At 70.3% G+C, this 6,863-nt stretch carries 6 protein-coding genes and 1 tRNA gene; 4 read left to right on the forward strand and 3 right to left on the reverse strand.

The genetic code is table 11. The annotated features are described in order from the left end of the window. Positions 1-849 (reverse strand): NAD(P)H-quinone oxidoreductase (locus IJH84_RS08145; RefSeq protein WP_295142245.1); only part of this gene is annotated, 849 nt, incomplete at its 3' end. Between the two features lie 129 nt (positions 850-978). On the opposite strand from IJH84_RS08145, the gene IJH84_RS08150 reads away from it, so the two are divergent. Next, positions 979-2,439, forward strand: a complete 1,461-nt coding sequence (locus IJH84_RS08150) for a M28 family metallopeptidase (protein ID WP_295142248.1) — start codon at positions 979-981, stop codon at positions 2,437-2,439. A 33-nt stretch (positions 2,440-2,472) separates the two neighbouring features. On the opposite strand, the gene IJH84_RS08155 is transcribed toward IJH84_RS08150, so the two are convergent. Together IJH84_RS08155 and IJH84_RS08160 are read right to left on the reverse strand one after the other, a co-directional pair. Beyond that, positions 2,473-3,246 (reverse strand): ABC transporter permease, encoded by a 774-nt coding sequence (locus tag IJH84_RS08155; RefSeq protein ID WP_200068668.1) that lies wholly within the window; start codon positions 3,244-3,246, stop codon positions 2,473-2,475. 59 nt (positions 3,247-3,305) lie between these two features. Further along, on the reverse strand, positions 3,306-4,277 hold the full coding sequence (locus tag IJH84_RS08160; protein ID WP_200068159.1) for an ABC transporter ATP-binding protein: 972 nt from the start codon (positions 4,275-4,277) through the stop codon (positions 3,306-3,308). A gap of 191 nt (positions 4,278-4,468) precedes the next feature. Here IJH84_RS08160 and IJH84_RS08165 point away from each other — a divergent pair. From IJH84_RS08165 to IJH84_RS08175, 3 genes are all read left to right on the forward strand, one after another. Further along, positions 4,469-4,553: transfer RNA gene (locus IJH84_RS08165), tRNA-Ser, on the forward strand. 825 nt (positions 4,554-5,378) lie between these two features. Beyond that, positions 5,379-6,242, forward strand: coding sequence for a L,D-transpeptidase (locus IJH84_RS08170; protein ID WP_295142252.1), 864 nt, complete (start codon positions 5,379-5,381; stop codon positions 6,240-6,242). Positions 6,243-6,379: 137 nt separating this feature from the next. Next, positions 6,380-6,859 (forward strand): hypothetical protein, encoded by a 480-nt coding sequence (locus IJH84_RS08175; RefSeq protein WP_295142254.1) that lies wholly within the window; start codon positions 6,380-6,382, stop codon positions 6,857-6,859. Positions 6,860-6,863 lie beyond the last annotated feature (4 nt).

The raw sequence follows: 6,863 nt of genomic DNA on the forward strand, positions 1-6,863 counted from the left end.
CAGCTTCTCCCGCACGTCGGCGACGATGGCGGCCTTGCCGTTCGGCCCGTCCACCGGCCGCCCGCGCAGCCCGAGCACCGACATCCGCAGCCGCTTGACCAGCATCCGGCCGATGTCCAGCTCGGCCTTGCGGCCGCCCTGCATCCCGATCACCGCGAGGTGCCCGTCCGGTGCCAGCGCGGACAGGTTGCGGTCCAAATAGGACGCTCCCATGTTGTCCAGCACGACGTTCGCGCCGCCGAGCCCCTTGACCACCTCGGCGAAGTCCTCGTCCCGGTAGTTGATCACCGGGTCGGCGCCGAGCTCGCGGCAGAACTGCACGCTTTCCGGTGCGCCCGCGGTCGTGGCGACCCGGGCACCGAGCGCACGCCCGATCTGGATCGCATTGCTGCCGATCCCGCCGGAGCCGCCGTGCACCAGCAGCAGCTGGCCGGACGAAAGACCGCCCTCCATGACCACGTTGGACCACACGGTGCAGGCGACCTCCGGCAGACCGGCCGCGTCCACCAAGTCCACGCCTTCGGGGATCGGCAGCAGCTGGCTCGCGGGAACCACGACCCGCTCCGCGTAACCGCCACCGGCCAGCAGCGCGCACACCTCATCGCCGACCTGCCAGTCCCGCACATCATCGCCGAGTTCCGCGACGGTGCCGGAGCACTCCAGCCCCAGCACCTCGCTGGCGCCCTTCGGTGGCGGGTAGTTTCCCTGCCGCTGCGCCAGGTCCGCCCGGTTCACCCCGGCCGCGGCCACCTCCAGCAGCACTTCGCCGGGGCCCGGCCGCGGATCGGCCTGCTCGGTCCACTCCAGCACGTCCGGTTCGCCCGGCTCACGGATAGCGATCGCGTACATGCCAACGACACTAGTACGCCTGCGAACTCCGGCAATCTTGGGAAAACCTGCCGAACCGGACGGATTTCGGGCAATCTTGGCGGAGCCGGGGAACGCCCGGCGAACCTCACCTGCCGGGGAGACAACAGCATGAGCGTTGTGAGATCGAGGCGCCGCCTAGCGGCCGTGCTCGCGACCTGCGCCGCGACGGTCCTCGCGGCCGCGCCCGCTTCCGCCGCCCCCGCCGGGCTCGGCGACCGGGTCGATGTGGACCGGGTGCAGCGGCACCTGGTGGCGTTGCAGCGCATCGCCGACACCCACGACGGCAACCGGGCCTCCGGCCTGCCCGGATACGAGTCCAGTGTGGACTACGTCGCCGGGAAGCTGCGGAACGCCGGATTCGACGTGCGCACACCGGAGTTCGACTACCAGGCATACCGGCTCGACTCGTTCGCGCTGGACGTGGACGGCTCGCCGGCCGAAGGCGACGCCCTCGAATACTCCCCGGCGACACCGCGGGGCGGGCTGACCGCGCCGCTGTCGGTGGCCGCGGTGGACGACACACCCGGCTGCGAAGCCGCCGACTTCCCGGCCGACGTGGCGGGCAAGGTCGTGCTGGTCCAGCGCGGATCCTGCTCGTTCGCGCAGAAGCAGCAGGTCGCAGCCGACCTCGGCGCGGCAGCCGCGATCATCTACAACAACGCGGAAGGGCCGCTGGGCGGCACGCTCGGCGACCCCGCGGACGCGCGCATTCCCACCGCAGGCGTCACTCGGGCCGTCGGAGCGGACCTCGCAGGTCGAGCCGGTGCGCAGGTGCACCTGGACGTGCAATCGCGGCTGGAGAACATCACCACCCGCAACGTCATCGCGCAGACCCGCACCGGCCGCCCGGACAACGTGGTGATGGCGGGTGCGCACCTGGACAGCGTTCCGGAAGGCGCGGGCATCAACGACAACGGCACCGGCACGGCGGGGCTGCTGGAGACCGCGCTGCGGCTGGGCGGCGAGCCGGGCACGCCGAACGCGGTGCGGTTCGCCTTCTGGGGTGCCGAGGAGTCCGGCCTGGTCGGCTCGACGAAGTACGTGCAGGGCTTGAGCTTCGAGCAGCGGCTGGACATCGCGCTGTACCTGAACTTCGACATGATCGGGTCGCCGAACGCGGGCTACTTCGCCTACGACGGCGACGACTCCGACGGCGTGGGAGCGGGCCCGGGACCGGAGGGTTCCGCGGCGATCGAACGCGACCTCACCGCGGCGATGGCCGCGCAGGGGGTGCGGCTGCAGGGCACCGACTTCGACGGCCGTTCCGACTACGGTGAGTTCATCGCGAACGGCATCCCGTCCGGCGGGCTGTTCACCGGTGCCGAGGACCTCAAGACCGAGCAGCAGGCCGCGGAGTGGGGCGGCACGGCCGGGCAGCCGTACGACCCGAACTACCACGGCCCGGCCGACACTCTGTCCAATGTGGACGAGGTGGCGCTGGAGCGGAATTCCAAGGCGCTGGCCACGACGATCGGTGCGTACGCGGAAAGCACCGACAGCGTGCACCGGGGCAGCCGCGCCCTGGCCGCGGAGGAACCGCCGATGCTCGGCTCGCACGCGCGGATCTGACGGGTGAGCGGCCCGTTCGCGCCAACGGGCCGCTCAGTCCAACGCCCGCCGCAGGAAGAACACGATCCCCAGCGCACCGAACAACGCGCACGCGCCCACCAGCACCAGCACGCACACCCACGGCGCCAGGTGCGGAACGTCCGGCAGCAGCGCTCCGCGCATCCCTTCGCTGACGTAGGTCAGCGGGTTGAACCCGCAAAGCACTTGGAACCAGCGCAGATTCCCCAGCTGCGTCCACGGGAACTGCGTCGCCCCGGTGAACATCAGCGGCGCCAGGATCACCGCGAAGATGATGTTGATGCGCCGCGGCGGCACGATCGTGCCCACCGTCATCCCCACGGCCGCCCCGGTCAGCGAACCGAGCAGCATGCACAGCACCGCGAACCAGAGCCCGCCGAGGTCCCAGCTGATTCGCCCGAGCATCCACATCCCCAGCGGGATCATCAGCACCGCCGCGAACAGTCCCCGAGCCGCACCGAACAGCATCTTCTCCACCGCGACCCAGCTCACCGGCATCGGTGCCAGCAGCCGGTCCTCGATCTCCCGCGAGTAGGAGAAGTCGAACACCAGCGGGAACGACGTGTTCTGCAACGCGACCAGGAAAGCGTTCATCGCGATCATGCCCGGCAGCAGGATCTGCTCGTACCCGGGCTGGGTGTAGCCGAGCGAGCCGAGCACCTTGCCGAAGATGAACAGGATCGCCACCGGCTGGACCAGCACCTGCGCCAGGAAGCTCGGCATTTCGCGGCCGGTGACGAACACGTCGCGGCCCAGCACCGCGGTGAACGCCCGCAGCCGAGCCGCCATGTTCCCCGCACGCGGTTCCGCGCCCGCCGGCAGTGGCGCGCGTCCGGCATCCGTGTCGGTCATCGCAGCTCCCGGCCGGTCAAGTCGATGAACACGTCTTCCAACGTCGCCGACCCCGGCGACAGCTCGGTGACCGGCACCTGGTGCTCGTGCAGCACCCGCGCGACCGGGCCGAGCAGTTCCGCGGGCTCCCCGCCGCAGTAGAGCCGCAGCCGCAGCTGGCCGTCGTCGTGCCCGGCGATCTGCTCGACCTGCTCGACTCTGGGCAGGTCGGTGAGCAGCGCACGCGCCTTGTCGGCGTCGGCCCCGTCGGCCCGCATCGCCGCGTCCACCGTGCCGCCGCCCGGCAGCGATTTGATCAACGCGGCCGGAGTGTCCAATGTGAGCAGTCGCCCGTGGTCGACGATGCCCACCCGATCCGACAGCTTCTCGGCCTCGTCCATGTCGTGCGTGGTCAGCAGCACCGTCACGCCCTCCGCGCGCAGCTCGCTGATGCGGTCGTGCACGAACAGCCGGGCTTGCGGGTCCAGCCCGGTGGACGGCTCGTCCAGGAACAGCACCTCCGGGCGGTGCATCAGCGCCCGCGCGATCATCAACCGCTGCGATTGGCCGCCGGAGAGGTCGTCCACCCGCGCCTTTCGCTTGTCCGCGAGCCCCATCCGCTCCAGCAGCCCGTCGGCCAGCCGATTCCGCTCGGCCCGCGGAACACCGTGGTAAGCGGCGTGGAACGTCAGGTTCTGCCGCGCGTTGAGCGAGCGGTCCAGGTTGACCCGCTGCGGCACGACGGCCACCTTCCGGCGCGCCGAAACGGGATCGGCGGCCACGTCCACGCCGCCGATCTGCGCCGATCCACCGCTCGGCAGCACCCGGGTGGTCAGCACTCCCACGGTGGTCGTCTTGCCCGCGCCGTTCGGCCCGAGCAGCCCGAAGATCTCCCCGCTGTGCACCTGGAAGCTCAACCGGTCGACCGCGGGCGGTGATCCGCCGTCGAACCTCTTGACCAACTCGCGCACTTCGACCGCGTGCGTCACGTCAGCATCCCCCTCCGCCGCCGACAGCCGACCACGCAGACAACCATCCCCGACGATCGCCCCGCAAATGATTTTTCCCGCGCACCGAGCACGACACCGCAGCTCACGACGCCACGCGCCGTCCCCGGGACCACTCGTCCTCGGCAGCCCCGCTGTCCGCGGCGAAGCGCGGACGGTTACGCTCCAACGTTGGAAGCGTGGCAGAGCGGCCGAATGCACTCGCCTTGAAAGCGAGCGAGCCGAAAGGCTCCGCGGGTTCGAATCCCGCCGCTTCCGCGCCGCTGACCAGCACGAACAGCGCCCGGTGAGGGTCGCTCCCGCTCGGGCTCCATTGTGCTTAGTCTCAGTTCGTGTGCTCAGGCGCCTGCCAGGGGGTGCGCGCCGACTCGTTCGGCGATGTCGCCGAGGACGTTGCCGCCGACGTGTTGGTAGCGCTCGGTGACGCCCGCGTAGTCAGTCGTCCGAACAGGGAAATAAAGCCCGGAAAGTTCGCATTCCTTGAAATGCTCGAGTACGTGGGTTCGCGCGGAAAGATCGTTATTTTGGGACTTTGCCGGAAACGTGGCGGTTCAAAATCATTCAGTCGCCGGAGCTCGTCGGCGGGAGTATCCGTCGAGACGCGGGTGCCGACCGGTGGAGCCCGGTCGCTGCTGCGGTGCCGGGCGGTGTCGGTGCAGGAGGACGGCGTGCCGCCGCGCCCTGGGTCGGGTGATTTGCGGCGTTGGGGTGATCGGGATGCCTACCGCGGACGCGCGCGCGGTTAATGCCGCCGAAAGCGAACGGAAAGCCGCGACACGTTCACTCGTCTCGGTGAATATCAACACCCATTCGTGGTGCGCTGGCGACGAATCTGCGATCGCGGCTGTGTCGGTCTCGGACGTTTTGCCTGCTCACGCGCTACTTTGATCGATTTTTCGGCAGGTCGGAGCGGCATATTCGCGTTTGGACGGTCCGGTGCCGTGGGTTAGCGTCCGCCCGGCATGGATCGGCGGCGACCAGCTTCCTTCCCCGAAACCCCGAACCCGTTTCCCGACGAATGCCGCCATGGCCCCGACGCAGCCGGAAACCGAACCGGCCGGTCATGAAACCCCGAGGATTGTCATGAGATCGCGGAACGCAGCCACGCTTCCCGCCCCGGCGGCCTGCCGGGCGGTCCGTTGCGCGCGGTCGTCGACGATCCTGGCGGGAGCGCTGGCGATGCTGCTCACGGGCTGTTCCGGGACGCTGTCGGCACCGACCGCACCCATGCCTGCGCGGCCGGCCGCGCAACAGCCGCCGATCCCGCAGGCGGATCGGGTCGATCTCAGCGGCCTGCCGGAAGCCACGACCTTCGGTGATCTCATCGGCGGGGTCCCCGATCCGGAACCGCAACGCGACACCGACGGCGTGGTGCTGCACATCGAGCAGCCGGTCGCGGTGCACGACAGGCCAGGCGGATCGGCGTTCGCGAAACTGCCCGCCACGCAGCTCGGCAATCCCACGTGGGTTCCGGTGATCGCGCGCTCCGGTGCCTGGGCGCAGGTGTTGCTGCCGTCCAGGCCGAACGGCACGAGCGGCTGGATCCGCGTCACCGCCGCGGACCCGGTCCGGCAGGCCCGCTCGCCGTTCCGGGTCGAGGTCGACGTCGAGGCCAAGCGGCTGGCGGTGTGGCGCGGCGCCGAACGGCTGGGGGAGTGGACCGTCGGAGTCGGGGCCGCCGAATCGCCCACGCCGCGCGGCCGGACCTTCGTGATGGCCGCCGTCGAAGAGCAGGTCACCCGCTTCAGCCCGATCATCCTGCCGCTGGGCACGCATTCGGAGACGTTCAACTCCTACGGCGGCGGGCCGGGCACGGTGGCGCTGCACGGCTGGCCGGGTGACGAAGTGTTCGGCAAGGCCATCAGCGACGGGTGCGTGCGCGTCCCACCGGACGCATTACAGCTGCTGAGCACGCTGCCGCTGGGAACGGTCGTGCTGCTGCGGTGACCGCGGGCGCTACGGCCGCGCGGTGACAGGACCCAACGGGACCTGTCGCGAAAGGACGGACCCGGCCTCACCGGACGACGGGGTGCGGTGAGGGCGGACCGAGGAACCCCGTAATCGAAACCGAAGGAAGTGCGACAGTGCGCAAAAATGCCTGCTACTTCGCCGGTGTCGTAACCGCGACCGCCGGATTGCTGCTCACCGCCGTCCCGGCGTCCGCGGACGGTACCCAGAACGATGGTGTCAACGGCGGCAACGACGACAACGTGAACGTGGCGCCGATCCAGCTGTGCAACAGCAGCGTCGCCGTCGTCGGCGCCGTCGCCGACGGGCTCTCTCCGGACGGCTCGGGTTGCAAGCCCGAGGACAAGCCCAAGCCGGAGAAGCCGAAGCCCGAGAAGCCGAAGCCGCCGAAGCCCGAGAAGCCGCACGCGCCTGCGCCGCCGCCGGTGCCTGCCCCGGGCCCCGCTCCGGGTCCGGCTCCCGCTCCGGCACCGGAACAGGCTCCGGAGCAGGCTCCGCAACAGCAGGCACCGGCCCAGGAAGCGGTCTCACCCGCCGAGCTGCCCGCGGCGCCGAGCCCGGTCGCGGTCGCCGGTCATGCCGCCGTAACGGGCTGACCAG

This window comes from Saccharopolyspora sp., assembly GCF_017434145.1.
Lineage (GTDB): Bacteria > Actinomycetota > Actinomycetes > Mycobacteriales > Pseudonocardiaceae > Saccharopolyspora_C > Saccharopolyspora_C galaxeae.